Annotated in this window: 20 protein-coding genes; 13 read left to right on the plus strand and 7 right to left on the minus strand. The window is 57.5% G+C overall.

Annotated elements, in window-relative coordinates:
* Positions 1 to 79 precede the first annotated feature (79 nt).
* The 4 genes from FCS96_RS14825 to rluB are packed head-to-tail and all read left to right on the plus strand — an operon-like array spanning position 80 to position 3,872.
* Positions 80 to 1,294 (plus strand): tryptophan--tRNA ligase, encoded by a 1,215-nt coding sequence (locus FCS96_RS14825; RefSeq protein ID WP_138441158.1) that lies wholly within the window; start codon positions 80 to 82, stop codon positions 1,292 to 1,294.
* Positions 1,295 to 1,353: 59 nt separating this feature from the next.
* The gene (locus tag FCS96_RS14830; RefSeq protein ID WP_171040802.1) at positions 1,354 to 2,181 is read left to right on the plus strand and encodes a segregation and condensation protein A; all 828 of its coding nucleotides are present in this window, start codon (positions 1,354 to 1,356) and stop codon (positions 2,179 to 2,181) included.
* 51 nt (positions 2,182 to 2,232) lie between these two features.
* Complete coding sequence (scpB, locus tag FCS96_RS14835; RefSeq protein ID WP_138441160.1) at positions 2,233 to 2,862, plus strand: SMC-Scp complex subunit ScpB; 630 nt, start codon at positions 2,233 to 2,235, stop codon at positions 2,860 to 2,862.
* A gap of 38 nt (positions 2,863 to 2,900) precedes the next feature.
* Entirely contained in the window at positions 2,901 to 3,872 is a 972-nt protein-coding gene (gene rluB, locus FCS96_RS14840) for a 23S rRNA pseudouridine(2605) synthase RluB (RefSeq protein ID WP_138441161.1), read from the plus strand.
* Between the two features lie 3 nt (positions 3,873 to 3,875).
* On the opposite strand, the gene FCS96_RS14845 is transcribed toward rluB, so the two are convergent.
* Positions 3,876 to 4,802, minus strand: a complete 927-nt coding sequence (locus FCS96_RS14845) for a GGDEF domain-containing protein (RefSeq protein ID WP_138441162.1) — start codon at positions 4,800 to 4,802, stop codon at positions 3,876 to 3,878.
* A 288-nt stretch (positions 4,803 to 5,090) separates the two neighbouring features.
* Here FCS96_RS14845 and FCS96_RS14850 point away from each other — a divergent pair, with 288 nt between their 5' ends.
* The 5 genes from FCS96_RS14850 to FCS96_RS14870 all read left to right on the plus strand — a co-directional run bounded on the left by FCS96_RS14850 (position 5,091) and on the right by FCS96_RS14870 (position 15,535).
* Positions 5,091 to 5,774: a GntR family transcriptional regulator gene (locus FCS96_RS14850; protein WP_138441163.1), complete on the plus strand. Its 684-nt coding sequence runs from the start codon at positions 5,091 to 5,093 to the stop codon at positions 5,772 to 5,774.
* A 1-nt stretch (position 5,775) separates the two neighbouring features.
* The gene (gene smc / locus FCS96_RS14855) at positions 5,776 to 9,276 is read left to right on the plus strand and encodes a chromosome segregation protein SMC (RefSeq protein ID WP_138441164.1); all 3,501 of its coding nucleotides are present in this window, start codon (positions 5,776 to 5,778) and stop codon (positions 9,274 to 9,276) included.
* Between the two features lie 129 nt (positions 9,277 to 9,405).
* Positions 9,406 to 10,458, plus strand: coding sequence for a cell division protein ZipA (gene zipA / locus FCS96_RS14860; protein ID WP_138441165.1), 1,053 nt, complete (start codon positions 9,406 to 9,408; stop codon positions 10,456 to 10,458).
* A 73-nt stretch (positions 10,459 to 10,531) separates the two neighbouring features.
* A complete protein-coding gene (ligA, locus tag FCS96_RS14865) occupies positions 10,532 to 12,565 on the plus strand; it encodes an NAD-dependent DNA ligase LigA (RefSeq protein ID WP_138441166.1) in 2,034 nt (677 codons plus the stop codon).
* A gap of 186 nt (positions 12,566 to 12,751) precedes the next feature.
* Positions 12,752 to 15,535 (plus strand): hypothetical protein, encoded by a 2,784-nt coding sequence (locus tag FCS96_RS14870; RefSeq protein ID WP_138441167.1) that lies wholly within the window; start codon positions 12,752 to 12,754, stop codon positions 15,533 to 15,535.
* On the opposite strand, the gene FCS96_RS14875 is transcribed toward FCS96_RS14870, so the two are convergent.
* The 3 genes from FCS96_RS14875 to FCS96_RS14885 all read right to left on the minus strand — a co-directional run bounded on the left by FCS96_RS14875 (position 15,532) and on the right by FCS96_RS14885 (position 18,749).
* Positions 15,532 to 16,164 (minus strand): CBS domain-containing protein, encoded by a 633-nt coding sequence (locus FCS96_RS14875; RefSeq protein WP_138441168.1) that lies wholly within the window; start codon positions 16,162 to 16,164, stop codon positions 15,532 to 15,534. The two genes, FCS96_RS14870 and FCS96_RS14875, sit on opposite strands and share 4 nt — an antisense overlap.
* 67 nt (positions 16,165 to 16,231) lie before the next feature.
* A complete protein-coding gene (gene mnmC, locus FCS96_RS14880; protein ID WP_138441169.1) occupies positions 16,232 to 18,124 on the minus strand; it encodes a bifunctional tRNA (5-methylaminomethyl-2-thiouridine)(34)-methyltransferase MnmD/FAD-dependent 5-carboxymethylaminomethyl-2-thiouridine(34) oxidoreductase MnmC in 1,893 nt (630 codons plus the stop codon).
* Between the two features lie 4 nt (positions 18,125 to 18,128).
* Complete coding sequence (locus FCS96_RS14885; RefSeq protein ID WP_138441170.1) at positions 18,129 to 18,749, minus strand: peptidylprolyl isomerase; 621 nt, start codon at positions 18,747 to 18,749, stop codon at positions 18,129 to 18,131.
* 215 nt (positions 18,750 to 18,964) lie between these two features.
* Between FCS96_RS14885 and FCS96_RS14890 the strand changes: the two genes are divergently transcribed.
* Entirely contained in the window at positions 18,965 to 19,705 is a 741-nt protein-coding gene (locus FCS96_RS14890; protein WP_138441171.1) for a pilus assembly protein PilB, read from the plus strand.
* Between the two features lie 47 nt (positions 19,706 to 19,752).
* Here FCS96_RS14890 and FCS96_RS14895 read toward each other — a convergent pair whose 3' ends face one another.
* The 3 genes from FCS96_RS14895 to flgA all read right to left on the minus strand — a co-directional run bounded on the left by FCS96_RS14895 (position 19,753) and on the right by flgA (position 21,475).
* Complete coding sequence (locus tag FCS96_RS14895) at positions 19,753 to 20,223, minus strand: flagella synthesis protein FlgN (protein WP_138441172.1); 471 nt, start codon at positions 20,221 to 20,223, stop codon at positions 19,753 to 19,755.
* A 7-nt stretch (positions 20,224 to 20,230) separates the two neighbouring features.
* The gene (flgM, locus tag FCS96_RS14900) at positions 20,231 to 20,557 is read right to left on the minus strand and encodes a flagellar biosynthesis anti-sigma factor FlgM (protein WP_138441173.1); all 327 of its coding nucleotides are present in this window, start codon (positions 20,555 to 20,557) and stop codon (positions 20,231 to 20,233) included.
* A 216-nt stretch (positions 20,558 to 20,773) separates the two neighbouring features.
* A complete protein-coding gene (gene flgA, locus FCS96_RS14905) occupies positions 20,774 to 21,475 on the minus strand; it encodes a flagellar basal body P-ring formation chaperone FlgA (protein WP_138441174.1) in 702 nt (233 codons plus the stop codon).
* 186 nt (positions 21,476 to 21,661) lie between these two features.
* Between flgA and FCS96_RS14910 the strand changes: the two genes are divergently transcribed.
* The 3 genes from FCS96_RS14910 to FCS96_RS14920 are packed head-to-tail and all read left to right on the plus strand — an operon-like array spanning position 21,662 to position 24,078.
* Entirely contained in the window at positions 21,662 to 22,591 is a 930-nt protein-coding gene (locus FCS96_RS14910) for a chemotaxis protein CheV (RefSeq protein WP_138441175.1), read from the plus strand.
* Between the two features lie 37 nt (positions 22,592 to 22,628).
* Entirely contained in the window at positions 22,629 to 23,456 is an 828-nt protein-coding gene (locus FCS96_RS14915) for a CheR family methyltransferase (protein WP_138441176.1), read from the plus strand.
* A 4-nt stretch (positions 23,457 to 23,460) separates the two neighbouring features.
* Positions 23,461 to 24,078, plus strand: coding sequence for a flavin reductase family protein (locus tag FCS96_RS14920; protein WP_138441177.1), 618 nt, complete (start codon positions 23,461 to 23,463; stop codon positions 24,076 to 24,078).
* The last annotated feature ends 20 nt before the right edge of the window (positions 24,079 to 24,098 follow it).

Here is a 24,098-nt window from a genome sequence, read left to right on the forward strand (position 1 = left end):
GAGCGGGGGTTTTTTATTTATAATGCCGGGTCGCCTGTCTTAAGATGGCGGTTCAAAAACAAATTGAGGAGTTCGTGCTTTGAGTTCTGTAGATTCCCAGCAAAGGGTTCTGTCCGGCATGCGTCCGACCGGCAAGCTTCACCTCGGTCATTACCACGGTGTGCTGAAAAACTGGGTGAAACTCCAGCACGAATTCGAGTGCTTCTTCTTCGTGGCCGACTGGCACGCGCTGACCACCGAGTACGATAACCCCGCCGGCATCGAGCAAAGTGTCTGGGACATGGTTATTGACTGGCTGGCAGCGGGCGTCAACCCGGGCTCGTCAACGATGTTCATCCAGTCCCAGGTGCCCGAGCACGCCGAGCTTCACCTGTTGCTGTCGATGATCACGCCGCTGGGTTGGCTGGAGCGGGTGCCCACCTTCAAGGACCAGCAGGAGAAGCTCAGAGAAAAGGATCTCGCGACCTACGGGTTCCTGGGATACCCACTACTGCAGAGTGCCGACATCCTGGTCTACCGGGCCGGCAAGGTTCCAGTAGGTGCGGATCAGGTCTCCCACGTCGAGATTACCCGGGAAATTGCCCGTCGTTTCAACCACATCTATGGTCGTGAGCCGGGATTTGAAGAGCAGGCAGAGGGCGCCATCGTCAAGATGGGGAAAAAGAACGCCAAGCTGTATCGCAACCTCAAGCGGCGTTACCAGGAAGAGGGCGATCTGGAGGCACTGGAAACTGCCCGTGCCTTGCTCAAGGAGCAGCAAAATATCTCCCTGGGTGATCGCGAGCGGCTGTACGGCTACATCGAGGGTGGCGGCAAGGTCATTCTGCCAGAGCCCCAGCCATTGCTGACGCCGGAATCGAAGATGCCGGGGCTGGACGGTCAGAAGATGTCCAAGTCCTACAACAACTACATCGGTCTGCGGGAAGAGCCGGACAGTGTAGCCCAGAAGATCCGCACTATGCAGACCGATCCCCAGCGGGTGCGCAGAACCGATCCGGGCGATCCGGAAAAGTGCCCGGTCTGGGAGATGCACAAGATCTATTCCGACGCGGATACCCAGGATTGGGTTCAGCACGGCTGTCGGAGTGCCGGCATTGGCTGCCTGGATTGCAAGAAACCGCTGATCGACGCCATTGTCGAGGAACAGCGCCCACTGCATGAACGCGCTCGCGAGTACGAAAGCAACCCGGACCTGGTGCATTCAATCCTTCAGGAAGGCCGGGAGCACGCACGTGATGCGGCCCGCGATACACTCGAGGAAGTACGGGCGGCAATGGGTCTGCATTACCGTTAAGTGGTCTGTGCAAATGTGATGGTCAGGGCAGTGATGGCCTTCCAGTGGAGAGAGTGGTGATGGACGACAGCGCAGCTACACCAGTGGCCGACGAAGAAGTGACGCCCGAGCAGTCGCAGCTTGCCCGGGTTTCAGGTAAGCCTGTCGTCGATCTGCCCAAGGACCTGTACATTCCACCCGATGCCCTTGCGGTGTTCCTTGAGGCCTTTGAGGGGCCTCTCGACCTGCTGCTTTACCTGATCCGCCGTCAGAACATGGACATTCTGAATGTCGATGTCAGCGAAATCACCCGTCAGTACATGGACTACATCGGTGCCGTCGAGGCCATGCGCTTCGAGCTTGCGGCCGAGTATCTGGTGATGGCGGCGACTCTTGCAGAGATCAAATCGCGCATGTTGCTGCCGCGACAGGAGAGCGAAGACGACGACGAGGTTGATCCGCGGGCCGAACTGATCCGCCGATTGCAGCAATACGAGCGGTTCAAGAAGGCGGCCGAGGATATCGACGAGCTACCACGACTGGAACGCGACAATTTCACTGTCTCGGCAGCACTTCCTAAGTTGCCGTCGAGTCAGCCGCACCCGGACGTGGACTTGCGGGAGATGCTGCTGGCATTGCAGGGCGTGCTCCAGCGTGCGGATCTGTTCACCAGTCACCATGTTGAGCGGGAGAAGTTGTCCACACGGGAGCGCATGTCGGCGATACTGTCGGTACTGCAGGATGATCACTTCGTCTCTTTCGAAAGCCTGTTTACCCCGGAAGAGGGCAAGCTGGGCGTGGTGGTATCGTTTCTGGCGACCCTGGAGCTGGTAAAAGAGCAGCTGATTGAGGTGGTTCAGGCCGAGGTCCTGGGGCCAATCCATGTTCGGGCCAGGGCGGCGAGCTGATGGTGCCCGCTGGCTGTTATTTGAGAGACGTGTGGAGCACGGGTCACCGTTATGAATGAAGAGCATCTGTTACGTATCCAGGCGATTGCCGAGGCGGCCCTGCTGGCAGCCGGTAAACCGCTGTCGCTGGATCAGTTGCGAGAGCTGTTCACTGAGGATGAACGGCCGGCGCGACAGGTTATGGAACATGTCATGATGCTGCTGGAAGCCGCGTGCGAGAATCGCGGCTTTGAGCTGAAGAAGGTTGCCAGTGGGTACCGCCTCCAGATCCGCGAAGAGTTCGCACCCTGGGTGGGTCGCCTGTTTGAGGAGAGGCCTCAGCGCTACTCGCGGGCATTGCTGGAAACCCTGGCGCTGATTGCCTATCGCCAGCCCATTACCCGGGGCGAAATTGAAGATATCCGGGGCGTTACGGTAAGCAGCAATATCATTCGGACGTTGCTTGAGCGAGAGTGGGTGCGCGTCGTCGGGCACCGGGATGTTCCAGGGCGGCCTGCAATGTACGCAACGACCAAACAGTTCCTCGATTATTTCAATCTCAGTGGCCTGGATCAGTTGCCACCGTTGTCGGAAGTGCGGGACCTTGAAGAGATCGGGCGCGAGATTGAAAAGAACATGCAGGCGGAAATAGAGTTTGAGTCGCCAAAAGACGACGGCACGAACGAGCAGACACTTCACTGAGACCGCCACGGTTTCGGTCAGTTACTAAGGATTGATACATGGGTTCACAACGCCCAAGAAAAGCCGCTAAGGCAGCGGTTGACGCAGCCAGTGATGCTGGTCCCGAGCGCATCCAGAAACTCCTGGCGCGGGCTGGCGCAGGTTCACGGCGTGAAATCGAGGGCTGGATGGAAGCCGGGCGCCTGACTGTGAATGGTCATGCGGTCTCGCCCGGACAGAAAGCGACCGTTGCGGACCGGTTTGAGCTTGATGGCAAGCGCCTGGACGTCTCCGGCGCCGGTGAAGTCGTGCGTCGGGTTCTGATCTACAACAAGCCTGAGGGGGAAGTGACCACCCGTAAGGACCCGGAAGGCCGGCCGACGGTGTTCGACCGATTGCCTCGTCTGAAAGATCACCGCTGGATTTCCATTGGTCGTCTGGATATCAACACCACCGGCTTGGTGCTGTTTACCACCGACGGCGAGCTCGCTAATCGATTGATGCATCCGTCCAGCCAGATTGACCGTGAATACGCGGTGCGTATCTTTGGTGAAGTGGATGATGCCATGGTCGAACGCCTGATGCAGGGCGTGTTATTGGATGATGGCATGGCAAAGTTTACCGACATCAGCCCGGCTGGTGGCAGTGGCATAAACCGCTGGTTCCACGTGACCCTGCTCGAAGGGCGAAACCGCGAAGTCCGGCGTCTCTGGGAATCCCAGGGCGTGAGGGTAAGTCGCCTGAAGCGGGTTCGTTATGGGCCGGTTTTTCTGCCCAGCCGATTGACCCTGGGCAAGTGGGAAGAGCTCGATCAGAAGGCGGTTGATTCGCTGAGCCGAACCGTTGGTCTGGAGACACTCGCCATCCCGCAAAAAACGCCGAGTGAACAGGCTGCTCAAGATCGTCAGCGTCGGAAAAGTCCGGCCCGGAGCCAGAAGCGCGGTGGCAGTCGCTGGCAAGTGAGCGACTCGAAGCCGTCCAAACCTTCGGCTAAAGCGGCAGGCTCCAAGCATAAGCCAATAAAGAAGTAGTCATTAGCCGATAGAGGCGAAAACGCGCGTGCAGTTACGGCCCTGGCGTTTGGCGTGATACAGGGCGTCATCCGCCCGAGCAAGCCAGTGCTCGGGGGGTTCATTCTCAAGGTGAGTGGCCACCCCGCAGCTGGCCGTCACTGAAAGCTTACCGTCCCCGCAATCGACGAGGATGTCTTTAATTGCTTTGCGAATTCTATCCGCCACATCACGTGCTCCTTGCTCTGAAGTGTGCGGTAGTAAAATTGCAAATTCCTCACCTCCAAACCTGTAGACGCTATCGGAGGTGCGTAAGGTTCGCTCAATGCCTTCTGCCGTTTCCTGCAATAGGTGGTCGCCAACTACGTGACCGTGGTTGTCGTTAACTGATTTGAAGTGGTCCAGGTCACAGAGAATCAGGGAGTAGCATTCATCGTGGCGATCCGATAGCTGACTGGCCCGCAAGAGGGTATCGTCCAGTGCGCGTTTATTGGGAATTCCAGTCAAGGAATCGGTCAGTGCGGCCTGCTCTATCGTGAGGTAATGGCAGGCATTGCGTAGTGGGCAGATGGCGGCGCCGAGGATGGTTTCTATGCCCTCCAGCTCCTCGTCGGAAAATTTCCGACGGCGAAACAGGGTGAGGGTGCCATAAGATACTCCCTCCAGGTTAAGCCGGTACTCGCACTTGTGCTGACCGCCCAAGCCAGAGGCGAAAATGAAATCCTGCCGCGCGATCCGATGCCGGTAATTCAGGGAATCGAAAGGCACGATCCCTCCCAATTCGTCAGCGACTATGCCCAATTGGGTTTCTAGCGAGAGGGTCGTGAGCAGTCGTTGGGTCAGCCGTGTGAGCACATCAGGGGTAGTGCTCCAGTCCTTCTGGGCCTGCCGCAGCTCTGCCAATTTGTGGGGCTGGGCTATGGATCTCTCGATGGAAGGTATCTGTTTCACTGGTGCTCACTTGGTCAGTGGGATTTGCGTGCTTTTAGGGTGCTGAAGCAGAACTTGTGCCATCGTCAAAAATTTCAATAAATACATACTGATAGAAGATGTAATTGAGAGTTGCCATAAGGTCTGGCGTTTTCTGGTATTGCGAAGCGTCAAATTGCCGGCAATGGCTTGCCGCCTTGTTTAGCGGTTGAACCCGAAAAGTCTGGTAAGGGCATTGGGCTGGTGAACGCCTGTGGTAAACTGCGGCGCTTATACCTATGACGTCTGCAGAAGTGAGCAACCATTTTTATGAGGTTCCAGGCCCCGGAAAGTCTGTCCGAACAAATCGCCCAGCACCTGGGCCAAAGGATCATCACCAGGGATCTTGAGCCAGGCGAGCGAATTCAGGAACTGAAAGTGGCGGGAGAGCTCAATGTCAGTCGCGGCTCCGTGCGCGAGGCCCTCCTGATTCTCCAGCGGCGTCACCTGATCAACATCTACCCTCGCCGTGGCGCGGTGGTTTCGAGCCTGACTCCTGAGAGCGTTAACAGCCTTTACGACATCTATATCGATCTCCTGTGCATGCTTGGCCGGAAGGTTCTGGAACGCTGGTCCGGGAAGGAACTAGGTGGGGTAATGGGCCAGGTTAGCGAATTGCAGGCAGTGATTGCGGCGCTGAACTCGACCGGCTCCGACGCTGCGGAGAAGGTCATCGATGCCGGTTTCGGAGTCATGCGGTACGCTTACAAACTGGTTGAAAACCCGTTTCTGGAAGAAACCCTGGAAAATTTCCGGCCAGCCATCAGTCGGACTTATTTCGTTGCTCTGGAACATTTCCGGGAAGAGATTGGTGAAACCGCGACCTTTTTCCGTCAGTTGGCCGATGCCGCAGTTAATGATGACGTGGTTAAGCTGCAGTCGGTTATTGAGTCCTTTGGTGAGCACCAACGCAAGCAGGTTTTGACCATTCTCAGGGATGAGGAGAACACCTGATATGCGCCTGAAATCGATCAAGCTGGCCGGCTTCAAATCCTTCGTTGATCCAACTACGGTGCCGTTTCCATCTAATATGACCGCGGTGGTTGGTCCGAACGGATGTGGCAAGTCCAACATCATTGATGCCGTTCGCTGGGTAATGGGTGAAAGCTCCGCCAAGTACCTGCGCGGCGAATCCATGACCGATGTCATCTTCAACGGCTCCAGTGCCCGCAAGCCGGTCGGTCAGGCCTCCATTGAGCTGGTCTTTGATAACAGCGACGGCTCGGCCCCGGGCGAGTTTGTCAGCTTTAACGAGATTTCCGTGCGCCGCCGGGTGTCCCGTGAAGGCCAGTCCGATTATTTCCTGAATGGCTCCAAATGCCGGCGCCGGGATATTACTGATTTGTTCCTGGGCACGGGTCTGGGCCCCCGTAGCTACGCCATCATCGAGCAGGGCATGATATCCCGCCTGATCGAGGCCAAACCGGAGGAGCTCCGGATTTACATCGAAGAAGCGGCCGGCATCTCCAAATACAAGGAACGGCGCCGGGAAACCGAAAATCGCATCCGCCGCACCCAGGAAAACCTTGAGCGTCTGACCGACCTGCGGGACGAGTTGGGGCGACAGTTGCAGCACCTGGAGCGTCAGGCTGCGGCGGCTGAAAAGTACAAGGCCTACAAACACGAAGAGCGTCAGAAAAAAGCCGAACTCACGGTCTTACGTTGGCAGGCCCTTGATAACGATTTGCAAAGCTGGCGCGGCAAAATCCGTGACACAGAACTCGAGCTGGAAAAACGGCTCACCGAGCGGGTTAACCTGGAAACCTCCCTGGAATCCCTGCGGGACAACCACCTGGACCGAACCGAGCACTTCAACAAGGCGCAGGCCCGTTACTACGAGGCCGGCGCCGATATTGCCCGGATTGAGCAGAGCCTTGAGCACCAGCGCGAGCGCAGCCGCCAGACGGCAGCGGAGCTGGACCAGGCCATGGCCAACCAGCGCGAACTGGCCCGGGAACTCGAGCAGGACGAAAGCCGGCTGGCCGGCATCCAGGAAGAGCTCGATATGATCGAGCCCGAACAGGAATCGCTCTCGCTGCGCTCCGAAGAGTCGGGGGAGAAGCTCCAGATGGCAGAAGACGCTATGAGCGAGTGGCAGCAGCAGTGGGAGGACTTCAGTGGTCGCTCCTCCGACGCCCGTCGTCAGGCTGAGCTCTCGCAATCCCGTATTCGTTCTCTGGAAGATGCCATCGAGCAACTGCGGAATCGTTACCGCAAGCTGGAAGATGAGCAGGCACTGCTGGACGGCCAGATGGATCGTGCCGAACTGGAGGAATTGCACGAGCAGCAGGAAACCCTGGAACTACAGCGGGAGGAAGCTGCCGAGCGCATCGCGACGATTCAGGAGACTCTCTACGAGGCCCGGCAGAATCAGCGTGAGGCCGAGCAGGCTGCTGCCGAGGATCGCCAGAGGGTGCAGAGCCTGAGGGCGTCTCTGGAATCGCAGCAGGCCTTGCTGGATGAGCAGCTAGGCGGCCAAGACGATGCCTTGCAGGGCTGGTTGTCTGAGCATGGCCTTGTCGACTCGCCCCGCGTGGCTGGCAAGCTGAGTATCGAGAATGGTTGGGAATTTGCGGTTGAGCAGGTCATCGGCCGATTCACTCACGGGCTGACGCTGCCCCGCATCGAAGCCCTCTCCACGGCCATGGCGTCGGCGCCAAAAGGTCTGGCCCTGGTGAATTCGGCGCAGACTCAAATGGGCGAATTTGATGGCGATAGCCTGGCTGCCAAGGTTTCCGGTCTGCCGGGGGTCGCCACCCTGATGGCCCGCATCAAAACAGTTGAAACGCTGGATCACGCCCTCGAGCTTCGAACGTCCCTGGCCGACGGTGAGAGCGCGATAACGCCTGAAGGTGTGTGGGCATCCCGTGACTGGCTGCTGATGCCGGATTCTGAGGCGGGTCAGATAGGCGTTATTGAGCGTCAGAAAAAGGTCAGCGAATTGAGCGAACAGCTGGCCCAGGCGGAAGAATTCCTTGAACTGACCAACGATCGGCTCGACAGCCTGCAAGAACGCGCCGAGCGAGCGGAAGCCGAGCGTGATGACGCTCAGGCCAGTTTAAGTGATGCCGAACGCGAACTGAGTGGTTTGTCGTCCCGGATCAGTGGCCTGCGGGCCCGGGCAGAGCAGATTGATGCCCGTTTGAAGAGCATTCGCGAAGACCTGTCTGAAGTGTCCCTGAATCTGGAAGACCAGGAAGAGAGCTTGCAGAGTGCCCGGGAAGAGTGGCAACAGGCTCTGGCCTCCAGCGAGGACAGTGATGAGGAAAAGGAGCGCCTGCTGGAGCAGCGCGACAGCCTGCGGGAGAATCTGGACCGGCTCCGGCACGATGCCCGTCATGACCGCGATCATGCCCACCAGCTGCAATTACAGCTGCAGTCCCTGCACAGTCAGCGTGATGGTCTGAAGCAGACCATCGAGCGAATGCAGATGCAGAAGGAGCGCATTGAAGAGCGCCTGGAAATACTCCGGGAATCTCGGGAAAGTGCGGAAGAGCCTATCGAAGATCTGAAGATGCAACTGGAAGGGTTGTTGGATCGTCGTCTGGCGGAAGAGGAAAAGCTTGGCGGTGCCCGAGACGCGCTTGAGGAAATCGATCGCGAAGTGCGGGACAAGGAGCAAGGCCGCAGCCGGGTTGACCATCAGATACAGGATGTCCGTTCGAGTCTTGAGAAGCTGAAGATGGAATCCCAGGCCCTGGAAATCCGGTCTGGTAACCACATCGAACAGCTGAAAGAGCTGGACGTGAAGCTGCAGGAAATTCTGGAGCAGCTGCCTGAAGGAGCCAACGAGAAAGATTGGGCCGAGGAACTGGAAAAGATCGGCAATCGTATCCAGCGCCTGGGTGCCATCAACCTTGCTGCCATTGAGGAATACCAGGTCCAGAGCGAGCGTAAGACCTACCTCGACAGCCAGAACGAGGACCTGATGGAGGCACTGGAGACCCTGGATAATGCCATCCGTAAAATCGACCGGGAGACTCGTCAGCGCTTCAAGGAGACCTTTGACCAGGTCAACAGCGGGTTGCAGGCGCTATTCCCGAAAGTCTTCGGCGGCGGTAATGCTTATCTGGAGTTGACCGGGGAAGACTTGCTGGAAACCGGTGTTACCATCATGGCGCGCCCGCCGGGCAAGAAGAACAGCACCATCCATCTTCTGTCTGGTGGTGAAAAAGCCCTGACCGCGATTGCCCTGGTGTTCTCGATCTTCCAGCTGAATCCGGCGCCGTTCTGTATGCTCGACGAGGTCGACGCACCCCTGGATGACGCCAACGTTGGCCGCTACGCCAATATGGTCAAAGAGATGTCGAAACATGTGCAGTTTATCTACATTACCCACAACAAGATTGCCATGGAGCTAGGGGATCAGTTGATGGGGGTAACCATGCACGAACCGGGTTGTTCGCGACTGGTTTCGGTGGATGTGGAAGAAGCGGCGGCATTGGCGGAAGCCTGAATGCCGTGACTGGACAGAAAACCGTCAAGGATGACAATAACGCCATCTGGCCCGCCTGCGCGTTGTATTCGCAACGGGCTTTTTTTAGAGTAACACTGTTACCCGATCCGCAAACAGGACAGCAGGACTATGTCACTTAGGGAATGGTTAATCGCCATAGGTACCCTCGTCATTATTGGTATTGTTATTGACGGAATCCGCCGCGTTCGGCGTGCGCGCAAGGAATCCCTGGCTATTTCCTCCGGCATGGGAGCCGATGAGCTGGAAGAGTCGCCATTGGACGACCATTTCAATCCGGAGCTGCCGAACGGTGGCGCCCGCACGATATCCCGGGACACCCTCGAGGAGCGCGGCTACGTTAAGCCTGAACGCTCGGGTCGTTTTGGCTCGCCAAAACCCAAGCCGACACGCCCGGTTACCGCGTCGGCCAGTACTCCGGCCAAGGAAAACCCGGCCAGCGAAGCCGATGATTCGTCCTGGACGTCTGGTTTTTCCGCCCGGGAAGAAACCGACGCTCCGGTAGACGGCGGCTGGGGCGCGAACGATGATCACCCGGCTGACGATGACCAGAGGCAGACAGAGCCCTGGGCAGAGAAAGACCCTGAGCACGAGTCAGTGACTGGGGAAGCCGATCCAGCAGAGGCCTCGGTACCGCCGACGGTCACCACAGAAGTGGAAGAAGATACCGCTCGTCGGAGCCCGGTGGAGCACAACCACGGCCAGCCGCTTGCGGGTGCTAACCGTCCCGAAGCCCGGGAGGTGATCGTAATCAACGTGCTGGCTCGTGCCGGTGACGATTTCACTGGCACGGCTTTGAAAAACCTGTTCGAGGCCTGCGGCCTAGAATTGGGAGATATGGACATCTATCACCGGCATGAGTCGACTGACACCACTAGCCCAGTTCAGTTCAGTGTTGCCAATGCGGTAGAGCCGGGCACTTTCAGGCCAAAGGACATACCCGCAATGACCACTCCGGGAATCAGTTTCTTCATGAGCATGCCCGGGCCCTCGAATTCGCTACAGGCGTTTGAGTTCATGCTGGAAACGGCGCAATGTGTGGTTCGCAACCTGGGTGGCGATCTAAAAGATGAGCGGCGCAGTGTCATGACACCCCAAACCATTGAGCACTGCCGACAGCGAATCCGGGAATTCGACCGGAAGCAACGTTCCCAGCCGGTTTAACGCCGGGCGACAGAATGACGGATGATGCCCGGAGTGTTCCGGGCATTTTTTTTGACAGTGAGAGCGCAACCCCATGAGTAAAGTCACGCCCGAGGTTATCCAGCGGGTCGAAGAACTCCGGTCTTTGATTGAAGAGCACAACTACCATTACTACGTGCTGGACGATCCGAGCATCCCGGATGCTGAATACGATCGGCTCTTCCGTGAACTGCAGGCCCTGGAAGCGGAGTATCCCGAGTTGGCTTCGGATGATTCGCCCTCGCGCCGGGTGGGGAGCATTGCCGAAACCAGTTTCGAAGAGGTTGTTCACCGGATTCCCATGTTGTCGCTGGATAATGCCTTCAGCGAGGACGAATTACGGGATTTTGATCGCCGTGTCCGGGAGCGCTTGGGCGCCGGGGAAGATATCGAGTATGTCTGCGAGCCCAAGCTCGATGGCCTTGCTGTCAGCCTTCACTATGAGCAGGGCCGGCTGACCAAGGCCGCGACCCGGGGTGACGGCTATGCCGGCGAAGATATCACCGCCAACATCCGCACCATTCCATCGGTACCGTTGAAACTCCGGGGCGAAGGTTTTCCGGAGCTGGTTGAGGTCAGGGGTGAGGTTTACATGCCCAAGGCCGGATTCGACAAACTCAACAAGCGGTTGGCGGATCAGGGGGAAAAAACCTTCGTAAACCCCCGTAATGCGGCGGCGGGCAGTCTGCGCCAGAAAAAGTCCACGATCACGGCAAAGCGACCGCTGGAAATGTGTGCCTACAGTGTGGCGGTGATTGATGAGCGCGATCTACCGGACAATCACTGGGCCGGGTTGCAGCAGGTGAAAAGCTGGGGCTTTCGCATCAACCCCGAGATGCGCAAGGCCCGTGGTGTCGAGGAATGCCTTGAGGCCTACACCGAGCTGATGGAAAAGCGCGATTCCCTGCCTTATGAAATCGATGGCATCGTGTTCAAGGTTGATCGGCTGGATCTGCAACAGCGGCTCGGTTTTGTGTCCCGGGCACCGCGCTGGGCAATAGCACACAAATTCCCGGCCCAGGAAGAACTTACCGTCATTGAAGACGTTGAATTCCAGGTTGGCCGTACTGGCGCCGTTACCCCGGTGGCGCGCCTGAAACCGGTCTTTGTCGGTGGTGTGACCGTGAGTAATGCCACTTTGCACAACATGGACGAAATCCGACGGCTTGATGCCCACATCGGCGATACCGTCTTCATCCGGCGTGCCGGTGACGTCATTCCTCAGGTGGTTAAAGTAGTCCCCGAGAAGCGGCCTGAAAACGCTCGCGAGGTAGTCCTGCCTGAACATTGCCCGGTGTGTGGCTCTGACGTCGTCCAGATTGAGGGCGAAGCGGTCGCCCGCTGCTCCGGTGGGCTTTATTGCCCGGCCCAGCGCAAGGAAGCCATCCGCCACTACGCCTCCCGCAAAGCCCTCGACATTGAAGGTTTGGGTGATAAGTGGATCGATATTCTGGTTGGTCACGAGCTGGTGGAAACGGTCGCTGACCTCTACCGCCTGAAGAAGCAGGATCTGGTTGGCCTTGAGCGGATGGGGGACAAGTCTGCAAGTAATCTGATTGCTGCCATCGACCGCTCCCGTCAGCCGGTGCTGTGGAAATTCCTGTACGCCCTCGGGATTCGTGAGGTGGGTGAGGCGACGGCAAAGTCATTGGCGTCGTTCTTCGGCACGCTTGAGGCGATCGCCAGCGCCGATGAAGAGACATTGCAGTCGGTGCCTGATGTCGGGCCCATCGTTGCCGGGCATATTCGCAGTTTCTTTGAGCAGCCCCACAATCAGGAAACTTTGACAGCGCTGCAAGATGCGGGTGTGCAATGGCAGGACGAGGTCATTGAGGAATCTGAAAAGCCGCTTCAGGGCCAGACCTGGGTGCTGACCGGAACCCTGTCTGAGATGACCAGAGACGAAGCTAAGGAGCAGTTGGAGAGCCTCGGCGCCAAAGTGTCCGGCAGTGTCTCCAAAAAAACGGCCTGCGTGGTTGCTGGCGAGGCGGCCGGCTCCAAGCTCGCAAAGGCTGAGCAGCTTGACGTGCCGGTGCTGGACGAGGCCGGGTTGCTGGCGTTGTTGAAACAACATGGGCTGGAGGCCTAGATAAAGCCTGTTCCAGTTGCAGCGCCGGCCAGAAGGGACCCTGGCTGGCGGAAAAATCTGAGAACTCGCGCAGATCGCCTGTACCGCAAATTGGCTACCATGGCGTTGTTCTGTAACGGAGTGTAAGTGGACTTTCAATCGAGAGCCAGGGCACCCGATAACAACAACGTTAAAACGGATTTCTCCATGCGCGCCGATTTAGTCTCCCGCACAGCTTCCGCCAGCCGTTTTCTGGCGACGCTTTTTTTTGCTTCGGCCCTGGTTGCCTGCAAGACCGAAAAAGACCCGGACGACCCCACCATCATTGGAGTGCCGCCGGCAGAAGCCTATCTCGGCGTAGAGTACTACTATAACTTTGGCGCCTATGGTGGCGAAAGCATTCTCGATTACACCCTTACCAATGCGCCATCCTGGCTGGCCCTTGAGGACACCAACAACAAGGCCCGCCAGGGCATCATCATGCGGGGCGTCCCTGGCCTGGGCGGGGGTAGTCGGGGCGAGGCGGACCTGGGACGCCAGTTGGGTATTAATCTGGTAAGCACAGACGGTGAAATGGCTGGTGTGCAGCCGTTCGATATTGAGGTTAAGTACAACGCGCTATCGCTTGCGAACGACACCTTCACGGAGGGGAAGAATGCCGACCGTGGCGCCGATCCGGAAGAAAGTGACGAGCGTTGTGAGGTCCCTGATCTGGATACCTCAGGTGAACATAGTTTTACCATAAACCAGTACGCTGAAGACGGCTCGGTTTCCGGCACCAAGACCGTCACCGCCGAAACCCAGCCAGTTCTGGTTCGAGTTCTGCTCGATCAACCATCGGTTACCCGAGTGGCCGTGGCCTTTGAGCTAACGTCCCAGTACAACCCGAACAGCTGCGACAAGTCCCCCGACACTGCATTCCTCCCGCCACATCAGCGTTGTGAGCACAGTAAGGCCAACGAGGCCGATGCCACCGTTGGTCACGACATTGTCGCCCTGGGCAGCGACAGTGGATCCCGTCTGGAAGAGCTGGATTACCTTGTCTATCAGCAGGACGAGTCTGGTACTTACAGCCGTGGTGTGGTGACACTGGAACCAGGCATTACCGAGTGCTATATCCGGCTGGAAGTGATCGACGATTCTTTCCCTGAAAAGCAGGAGACTGCCGAGCTCAAGCTCACCGAAGTACGCTCCGGGCTCGCGGGCCTGGGCCCCAATAACAAAGAAGCCGATACCGCCCTGAAAATTGACGATAACGAGCCACTAGTAAGCATTCAAACCGAGGATGGTGGCGCGCGAGATGCCCTGAACGTTGGCGATGCAAGGGAGTATCTGGCGGTGCTGACCGGCGACAGGGACGAGCCGATTCTGGCCAGGCTCGAGGAAACAAGGGAGTCGGACGTCAAGCTGGGCGCTGGAGTGGTCACCGAGCGCTGGATCAATGGCAGTTGGTCGCCTTCCGATGAGCTGGAGTTTCCGGTTGGCGTCAACGAAGTCAGGTTCCGCATCCGGGTTCCTGATGGTAGCTATTCCAATCCGGAACTGGACGACCGCTTTCTCTTGCTCGGCCTGGATCAGGAGTATCAGGCGGGCCGGGAAAACTACGCTCGGGCCATTGATGAAAGTGTCCTGAGAGTAAGCGTAAATGAGCAGATCAAGGCTCTGGTGTTGAATGAATCCGATGGCTTTGTCGCAACCGACATTGATGTGTCCCACCAGGGCAGGGTCTTTGTCGCCGGTTATGACAGTCTCAATAGCGATCGTGTGCGGGTCAGGGTATACAGCCAGAAAGGCAGCCAACTGCAAGATATTCTAATTTCCAGCCCAGGCGACACGCTGTCCCGGCCAAAGCCGCGAATTGCCACCGTCAAGCGTGAGGTGGCCAGGGATAAAGGCAAGGTCGACCGCTTCGAATTCGTCGTCTCATACAGCACCGATTCGGCTGTGGCGGGCACGTCCGCCCAGGGTGGAGCTGATATTGTGACGACCAGGTACTGGTTTGATGACTCATCCAACGGTGGTGAGTATGTTGAGAGCTGGACGATTCGAACCGGCACCAGCGCCGACGACCGGGTACAGTCGGTGCGAATGAATGCCGAAAGTGGCTACGTCCTGATCGCCGGGGAAACCGCGGGAACCTGGCCCAAACAAACTAACGCCGGGGGTATGGACAGCTTCCTGCAGCGCATCGATTCGGAGCTGGATGGCGCCAACGAAGTTCCCAAGGTTGCCTGGACTCGGCAGGTAGGCTCGTCCGCCAACGACGCCGTGGTCGGCGCCGCTGCACGCTCGGTGGCGCCTCTGCTCTTTGGGTCCGTGGCCGGTTCCGTAAATGGCGAACCGGTATTGGGAGGCGTGGATGCTTTCTTCTACAGCACGACCTCAGGCGAGCGGGGACTCGCAGTGTTCCAGGTAGGCTCTGAGGCCGACGATCCGCTCACTGATGCCATCTATGAAAGCAACCAAATGTGGCTACTCGGCACCACGTCAGGAAGCTATCGGTTACTGAAAGACAAGGAGGGCAATCGCAGCCTGGAGCGCGGGCCCCTAAACAGCCAGTCTGGCTTCCTGATTGCTTACACCACCACCGGTTTGATCAGACGGGCGTTCACCCTCAACGATGCAGGTGATCAGTCGAACGAGCGGCTCACGGTTCTGATGGCGTTTGGCAATGACATGGTAACCAGTGGGGCCACGGAGGGTAGGTTCGATGGGAGCGCAGAAGTGGTCAACGGCGACCAGGGTATTCTGGCCAGGTTATCCCTGGTTGAAGACGATCCTGACTCAGATGACAAAGACGGCTCAGCGTCCGATTCCGAGGAAGAGCCCTACAAGAATGAATGGCGTTACCAGTTGGCTAAAGGTGACTCGGAATTTACTGCGCTCGCCAATTATCGCGATGACGAAATTGTGGCCCTGACCCGCGTAGGAAGAGATTGGATGGTGCTGGTATTCAGCCCGGAAGGTGAGCTGCTCTCAGCTCTGGATTAGACCGAACCCTCATGCCTGCTGGCGCTGGCGTAAAGTCTCAGGTAATCGGTGCTGGTCACGATGCCTGAGGCCTTACCGTCAGGGCCTACCACCAGGGCAGCATTCAACTGGTGTGCGAGCATCAGTCTGGCCAGTTGGTGGGCGTCGGTTTCCGGGGAGGCCGTGAGAAACGCGGGCAGTTCCACATGGACCAGGTTCTGGTCGAACGCGTTGGCGCGATTGCGATGCAGCCAATCAAGGAGCCAGCGGAGGTCAACCAGGCCTGCAATGTTGTCCTCGGCGGTTATGACCAGATGGTGAACGCCGTGTTCTTCCATGAGTGCCATGGCATCCGAGATGGTAGACGCCGCCGGTATCGAATAAAGCGCGGGGGAGCAGATCATCGATACCGGTAGGTAGGCCCGTTCCGCTCTGGGTTCGCCTGCGGCAGCGGCGCCATATTCTTCCAGCGCACGATGCCGCCCCGAGTTGGCTGCCTGCTGAAACTCCGCATCCGTTGCCTCGCTGTGGCTGAGGTTGATAGCGTGGCCTTCGGTCAGTTCCGTCACATCGTCCACACGCCGTGCCCGGAAGGATTCCGGAAGGCGAGTCCCGATGGGACGGCCTGGCTCACTAACGAAGATGGACATGAAGCAGAATCCCCAAGTTTTATACTGGCATTATTTGCTTATCGGCCACGAGGCTGTGTTCTGTAGTTTACCCTGAATTCGTTTCTGATTTTTCTGCCTGATGCAGGCGCTGACTTGCCAGCCGACGCATCAGGCGTGCTGGCAGGCACTGTGGTTGACCAGACAGTCGGTCCGCCAGGTATTCCGCAAGCAGCGGGGCATAGGTGAGCCCCTTGCTACCCAATCCGGTGAACATGAAAAGGTTCTGGCTTACTTGCCCGTGAGAGTCGCACAGTTCATCGGCCACGGGTTGGTAGTCGTGGGTGGCGCAGCGGAAGCTCACGCGCCCTTCAACAGATTCTCCAAGCCCTTCTGTGTCTCTTAAAATACCCGGCAGCAGATCGGTCAGCTCTTTCAGGTTCTGTTCATGACTGGCCACCGTAGGATCCGGGTTGTCATCGCGCAGGTCAAAGGTTGCGCCAACCACGGCCACACCGTCTTGCACGGGATTCAGGTAACGAGGGCCGCAGATCACTGATCGAGGGCTTGTCAGGGTTTGTGATTCAAGGTGCGTGACCTGACCGCGAATCTTCTTGAGGCGGAACCGACCCGAAACCGGGAGCAGCGCCGGCGTTAGGTGGCCAGCGCAAATCACCACGCGATCGGTGATCATGTCTGGCCCGGTGGCAGGCTTGATCGCCCAGGTGCTGTTCAGTCTTTGCAGTTGCCGGACGTCGGTTTGGAAGTGCTGGCGGATCAGGGGGTGTGCCGCTAGCTCCGTGCAGAGCTTTGCCGGCTCCAGCCAGCCACTGCCAGGAAACCAAAGCCCGCCGGTTTGGGTCGGCACGCCGGTCAGTTGCCCAGCTTGGTGTTGGTCCACCGGGTAGAAGACCTCCGCCGGGTAGGCGTTCCTGTTCAGGAAGCGCCGCTGTCGGTCCTGTTCTTGCTCGCTCCAGGCCAGCTGGAGCAAGCCGGTTGGATGCCAATATTGATCCCGGAAGCGGGCGTAGAAGCGCTGACTAAAGCATAGCGCGGTCAGTGCCAGCTCAGTTTGATCGTTGAATTCAACGCCCAACTTCACATAGGTCGCGCCCTGACGGTTTCCCGAGGCACCCGCGCCAGGCCCGGTAGCCGAGTCAATCAGCGTCACCGGAATACCGCGCTCGGCGAGGTTTCGGGCCAGCAGACAACCGGCAATGCCCGCGCCGATGATCGCAACTGATGGCGGGGCCTGATCTTGGTTAAGCTCGACTTCAACCGGCAGGGTGCCTACCAGCATGTCTCGTTTTCGTCCGAATCCGGGAATGACCTGCATGGTAAAGCCGGCACTTTCGAGTGTCCGCCGAACTCGGCTCACGGAGGTAAAGGTGGCCAGTGTCGCGCCCGGTTTGCTGTGAGCTCTGATCATGGCCAGGGCCTGGTCGAGCCACATCTCCGGATTTCGGGCCGGGGAAAAACCGTCCAGGAACCAAGCGTCGGCCTTAAATTGAAGGGCCTGCCAGGCCTCCTGGATATCTCCCAGGTATAGAGTCAACCGAACGCGGCCACCATCCAGAAGAATGCGATGCGCGCCGCGGGTCAGTGGCGGGTACTTGTCGGCCAGTTCGGCCGCCAGCGGGGTCAGTTCCGGCCATAGGGCAAGGGCGCGAACCAGGTCTTCCCGTTGTAAAGGAAATCGCTCTACCGACACGAAATGCAGGATAGCAGTCGGGTTGGTCGCACGCTCCCGCCACGCCTGCCAGGTCGCAAGGAAATTGAGCCCTGTGCCGAACCCGGATTCGGCGACCACAAAACTGCCCCTCGCCGGAACCGACTCAAACCGTTCTGACAGCCGGTTGGGGCGAAGAAAAACATGCCGGCTCTCAGCCAGCCCGTCCTCGCGATTGAAATAGACGTCCCCGAACCGGGATGATTCCGGGACGCCGTCTTGCCAGGTCAGTTCAGCGGTTTCGATACTGGGTGGGAGCAGCTCGTCGGACATGGAATCAGTTAGCGGGCTCAAGCACCGAGACGGATTCAATCATCACTGGCTGTACCGGTACGTTAGCCATTCCACGGGCATTATTTGTATCCACGCCCGCAATCGCTTCAACCACGCCCATCCCTTCAGTCACTTTGCCGAAAACGGCATAGCCCGCCCCCCTGACACCGGCATCCAGAAAGCCGTTGTTCACCAGATTGATAAAGAACTGAGAGGTGGCGCTGTCCGGAGCACTGGTGCGTGCCATGGCAATGCTGCCACGGAGATTCTTCAGGGTCGGCTTCGCCTCGTTAACGATTGGATCCTGGGTGGGCTTCCGGGCCAGGTCGGCAGTGAAGCCGCCACCCTGAATCATGAATCCGGGTATTACGCGGTGGAAGACGGTGTTGTTGTAGAAGCCACCGCGGACGTACTCAAGGAAATTCTCAACGGTCTTTGGAGCGACGTCCGGGCGCAATTGTAAAACAAAAGGGCCTTTGCTAGTGATAACTCTCACGCTGGGTAAAGCCTCAGAAGCTGTCTCCACAGAGGTTTCGGCGTGGGCTCCGCCAATGGGCAGTAAAGTCGACATCGCCAGAATCAGGGCAGGGATCACACTACGAACCGGTTTTACGGAATTTAGCATTTGATTACTTATCTCCTGGTGAGCTGCAGAGTGGTTTCCTGCAATAATCCATTGAATCTTCAGTTACCGCAGGATTTTAGCAGAAGCTTGGGCTGTTTCGGCGACTCTTGGGATACGGAATCGTGAGACTAAGCTACGCTCAGTGGTTGCTGCATGCTCCATTACGCCATGCCGGGCCGGGTTGTACGGTTTTCACTAATAAGAAGGAGAAATCAGTGAGAATCCGTCAGGGATTTGAAGAAAAGTCGCGATTAGGACGATTGCTCGTCGGTCGAGGCTACCTGTCTGAAGCGCAGCTTGAAGAAGGCCTGCGCCTGCAACGGAAATCCGGAGAGCGACTGGGTGAGGTATTCATTCACGCTGGCTGGATCAGCGAAAAGGAGTTGCGTCGGGTTCTGAAGCATCAGTCCCGCTATCGCAACGCCGCTGCGCTCGTTGCCGTTGTTGCTCTGCCTTTACAGCCGTTGGTCGGTTTCGCGGCCACTAACCATGTCAACAACACGAACTCCACTTCGTCGGAGTCTGGCGAGATGTACGAGGAGGCCGGCTTCACGCCCTTGGAGGACGATGAGTTGGCGGCCGTGTCGGGCCAGGGGGATCCCTCGCTGCTGGAGCGTATGGCTCGGGTGGGCAACATGGCGGACGCAACGGAACAGGGTGATGGATCGGAGGCGGATGTCATGGAAGGGCTGGAGCTTACCGCCAATGTGTTCGTGCCGGTCCTGAACTTTCTGGATTCGGACCTGACCATTACGGGCGTTCATTACCGGGAGGGAGAGCCTCGCTATACCCTGCAAGAGGATGGCGGCCTAACCCTGGCGTTTCCGGAGCGCATCGAGGAAATTCGGATGAACAACATTCGGGTCAGCGGCAGCCAGGGGCCGTCGTTTGGAAACGTCAGTATCCATGACGTTCGCTTCAGTCCGTCGTCACAGATGACTATTTATACCCGCTAAAAAAAATAACGCCCGGCTTGCCGGGCGTTATCTCAGATCTGGTGTACTTAGGCGCTGGCCAGCATGGTTCGGCTGGATACCGAGGTTTGCTGGCCTTGCTGGCCGTAGAGTTTTTGCTGGCCGGTGGCCCCGCGGAAGATATCAGTCAGGCGTGAGAGGCGTTTCTGCAGGTGGCCCATAACTCGACCGTTGTGCTGGTTCAGAGCCTGGCATTGACGCATCTGCTCATCAGCCCGTTTCCAAAGATCGAACAGTTCGGTCATGCCGGCACTTTGAATAAAGCGGGAAGGTGCGCCGCTCTCTGGCTTGTAGCCCATGGCCACGAGAGCATGGATCTTCCGTTTCGCCCGCTCCCGAACCTGCTCCAGAACCTGATTCTTTTCTGTGGTCAGCGCTTGCAGCGCACGAACATCAGAGGCAGACAGACAGGCTTTTTCCTTATCAAGGATGTCCACCAAAACCGCAAGTTGTTGCGCGTCTTGCAACAAAAGTTCTTTCAATTCATCGATAGCAGCCATGATCTACTCACCCAAAAATGCTTTCATCCATCTCAAGCATTTTCTGGGCCAGTTTCTCTGCATCGATCTTGTAGGTTCCATTTTCGAGTGCTGAGCGGATTTCTGCAATTCGATCATCATCCATCTCAGGGTAATCACCAAGCTTCTGCTCTAGCTGCTTCAGGTTCTTGGCCTGGTTACTGAGGCTGACGCTTTCGCCGCGAGCGGACTGGGCCTGAGTTTTAGCCTGGTCGCTGCTTGCTGGCTGGGCGCCCTGGCTGCTGGAGGATTTATCGGCCGTGGTTCTTTGGGTGTTGACCTGGCCGGGGCCAATTCCATTTAAGTCAACTGACATATCAATACCTGCTTGCCTATAGTGCCGCGCGGAAGCGCGACTTACTCGAGTATGTATCTATGTAACGGCCGCGCCGTCCATACCTTTAGTGAAATTTTCCGGACTTTTATTACCGATTCTCCATCTGCGGTGTCTCAACCTGCGCGATATGGGCGATGACGGCGGCAGGCCATTGCCGAGCGGCAGAAACTTGCCAGCGACGACTACCTGTTACGACTACATAGGAATCTCAACGCGCCCTGGTGCGATCACGTTTGCCCGAACCGTCCGGGCAGATCGAAGGTTTTGAATCAGTACCTGTTCGCCCACGGAGCCATTCGCCAAGGCCTTTCCTCGGGATGTCACCTCAAAGGCTCCGCTCTTGGCGGTTATAATAACATGATCGCCACGTTCCACCGCGTCTGGTGCGGTCAGAAGGTCGGGGGTGATCATGGACCCTGCATTTATCGGCCGGCGAACTTCCATGCCCTGTATGTGATCGGCGGTGCCCAGCACACCACGGCGGCTGGCATTTACCACAACCGATTGAGTGGTGACCATATCAGCGGTGATGCGCTCGCCCCGGGCCAGCGGCCGTGCTGCGACCAGGGCCGGGCCATTGATGGAAACCGATGCGGTCACAAACATGCGCCAGGGGCGTATGCCTTCGCACGCGACTTGCAGGGACGGGTGCGTGCTGCGCCAGGGATCGCCGGTGAACTCAACGGCTAAGGGTTGCTCACAGCTGGCCAGTGCTAGCCGGCTGTCTACGCCGCTCGGCTCGTAGCTCACCTGATAGCCTTTCTCGGACTGTTCTTCGGCAAAGGCGGTGAGGTAGTTCGTCGCAGCCTGCTCAATCTCCATGGCCGTAGTCTCGGCAGTTACACCGCCCGGAAGGCCGGACATTAGTAGAGCGATGCCAAAAATGGTGGTGCGCATACGTGTCACTTTGTCCTATGCTGTCAATGTCCGGCCAATACTCCGGAAAAATCCTAAGGATTTGGCCCCGTCGGCCGTTAAACGAAAAATTGATTGCGTTGGTGACGATTTTTCGTCGGTTCGTTCATGTTTTGATTAACAGCAAAATACATGCCGGTGACATTCCGGTGAGTTGGGAGAGCATAGATGGCAGGGGTATTGGATAGCGTAAACCAGCGGACCCAGCTGGTAGGGAAAAACCGCCTTGAGCTGCTGATGTTCCGCCTGCGCGGGCGTCAGATGTACGGTATTAACGTGTTCAAGGTAAAAGAGGTTCTTCAGTGCCCGAAGCTGTCCTCTATTCCGAATAGCCGCTCTGTGGTTCGTGGTGTCGCCCACACTCGCGGTGAGACCATTCCCATCATTGACCTCAGCATGTCCATCGGCTTGCCGGGAATTCCCCAAGAAGAACTGGCCAACAGTTTCGTGATCATCACCGAGTACAATCGAAAAACCCAGGGGTTCCTGGTCACCGGCGTAGATCGGATCATGAACATGAATTGGGAGGATATCCTTCCGCCGCCGAAAGGTGCCGGCAATGATGTTTATCTTACTGCCGTTACCAAGATTGATGATAAGCTTGTTGAAATCATTGACGTAGAGAAGATTCTTTCTGAAGTTTCTCCGCTCAAGGAAGAGGTAACCGAAGCGGTTTTGAGTAAGAGTGCTGGCCGGGAGCCTGCCAACCTGCCGGTTCTGGTAGTTGATGACTCATCGGTGGCCCGCCGCCAGATGGAGCGTTGCCTGACCGCGATTGGCATGGACGTGGTTGCGAAGAACGACGGCAAACAGGCCTATGAGTACCTGAAAGAGATCACCAGTGACGGTTCCAAGGCCGGTGATCACCTGGCACTGATAATCTCGGACGTAGAGATGCCGGAAATGGATGGCTACACATTGGTGACCAAGTGCAAGGGTGACCCGGCGCTCAGCGGAATGTTTATCATGCTCCACACCTCGCTGAGTGGTGTCTTTAACCGGGCCATGGTGCAAAAGGTTGGGGCAGACGACTTCATGGCCAAGTTCAGTCCTGATGAGCTGGCCGAGCGAGTGATGGAGATCATCGACCAAAAGTAATTGCATTGCGCACTGATGCACAAACCACAGAGATCCAATGAAAGCGGAAATAACGCCACAGGAATATGAAGCCTTCAAGACGTTCCTGCAGGATGCGTGCGGCATTTTGCTGGGCGAGAACAAGCAGTATCTGGTCAAGAGCCGTCTCCGTCGCATTCTTGAAGAAAACGAGCTCAACTCTCTGGGTGAGCTGGTCGACCGATTGAAACGGACGGGAAGGGCGAGCCTGCGTGAGGTTGTCATCGATGCGATGACGACCAACGAAACACTCTGGTTCAGGGACAATCACCCGTTCCGAATCCTGCAAGAAAAGCTGCTGCCAGAATTCGCCGAGCGTCAAACGCCTCAGCCCCTGCGGCTCTGGTCCGCGGCCTGTTCCACAGGGCAGGAGCCCTATTCGGTGGGCATGATCGTGGAAGAGTTTCGGCGCCAGCGGCCGGGCCGGCTTCGGGATGTAAAGATCACCGCCACCGATATCTCCAAGAGCGTTCTTGAAGTGGCGCGCCGGGGCGAATACGAGATGATCGCCATCGGGCGCGGACTCTCCCCGGAACGGCAAAAGCAGTTTTTCACTCCGTCACTGAACGGCGGCTGGCAGATTCGGCCGCAGCTCAAGAGTATGGTCGAGTTCAAGGAGCTGAATCTGCTGGAGCGTTACATGCTCGGTAAATTCGACATCGTCATGTGCCGCAATGTCCTCATCTATTTCTCGGCAGAACTCAAGAAAGACATCCTGACCCGCATTCATGCCACCCTGAACCCTGGTGGCTATCTCATCCTCGGTGCCTCCGAATCGCTGAACGGCTTGCCCCACCTGTACGAGATGGTGCAGTGCCACCCGGGTATCATTTACAGGAAGAAATAACCTGATGTTTATCGATTTCGAGAACATGGATCCGACCGAGGTTTACCACATTCTCACCCAGACTGTGGTGCCTCGGCCGGTTGCCTGGGTGTTGAGCGAGAACCCCGATGGTGACTACAATCTGGCGCCGTTTTCATTCTTCACCCCGATCACCAGTAATCCTCCGCTGTTGATGTTCTCGGTGGGCCGAAAGCCTACGGACAATGCCTTCAAGGACACGCGGGTGAATATCGAAGCTCGCAAGGATTTTGTCGTCCATATCGCGCACCGGGAGTTGGCAAGCGCCATGACGGCAACTTCCCGCACCTTGCCGCACGGTGAATCGGAGCTGGCGGATCTTGGGCTGGAACTGACCCCTATGCAGGGCTCCCGCCTGCCCCGGCTCAAGGATTGCCACGTCGCGTTTGCCTGTGAACTCTATGACATCAAGGAAATCGGAGCGGCACCGCAAACTCTGTTGTTTGGCCTGGTTAAAGGCGTCTACGTGGCGGACCAGGCGGCTCACTATGATGACAAGGACCGGTTAAAAATCGATGGAGCCGCAGTGGACCCGATCGGTCGCCTGGGAGGCAGCGAATACGTGACCTTCGGTGATATTCTGAAGGTGCCTCGCCCCTCCTGAATGCGAACTGAGGAGTTGCC

This window comes from Marinobacter alexandrii, from assembly GCF_005871205.1.
GTDB lineage: Bacteria > Pseudomonadota > Gammaproteobacteria > Pseudomonadales > Oleiphilaceae > Marinobacter > Marinobacter alexandrii.